The following is a 531-nucleotide window of genomic DNA, read 5'->3' on the forward strand; positions in this document are numbered from 1 at the left end:
GGTCCGTCCGAGGACACCGGGCAGGACGCGGCGTACCCGCACGAGCGCTACCGCACCAGGCACGGCCGGCACGGACGGCCCGGCCCGTTCGGCGGCCGTCTGCGGCTGCCCACCCTGCGCTTCTCCGGCGCCGCGATGGCGATGTCCACCGTCGTGGGCATCAGCATCGCCACCACCCTGCTGCTGAACGAGCAACAGGGCGTGGGCCGCCGGGCCGGGGTCGCCCGGGTCGGCTCCAGCGCCCCGCCGCCCAGCCCGGCCGTCGGCCCCGACAGCGGATCGGGTGCCGCCTCCGGCACCGGCACCGGTCCCGCCTCCGGCACCACGGCCGACCGGGAGAGCGACGCCCCGGCCGCCACCGCGGGCCGTCCCCCGGCCACCCCGGCCGTCCCCGTGCCCGGCCCGACCGGCCCCGACGGCTCGAAGGACCCGAACAGCCCGACGGCCGGCCCCCGGGCCCCGGGGAGCACCCCCGGCCCGCGGTCCGCCACCCCGGCCGCGCCCCGCGGCGGCTCCTCCACCGGCGTGCCG

At 81.5% G+C, this 531-nt stretch carries 1 pseudogene; it reads left to right on the top strand.

Annotated elements, in window-relative coordinates:
* Positions 1-531: pseudogene (locus tag BI06_RS50785) on the top strand (hypothetical protein); the annotation flags it as partial.

This window comes from Kitasatospora sp. MBT66, from assembly GCF_000710405.2.
Classification (GTDB): Bacteria; Actinomycetota; Actinomycetes; order Streptomycetales; family Streptomycetaceae; genus Kitasatospora; species Kitasatospora purpeofusca.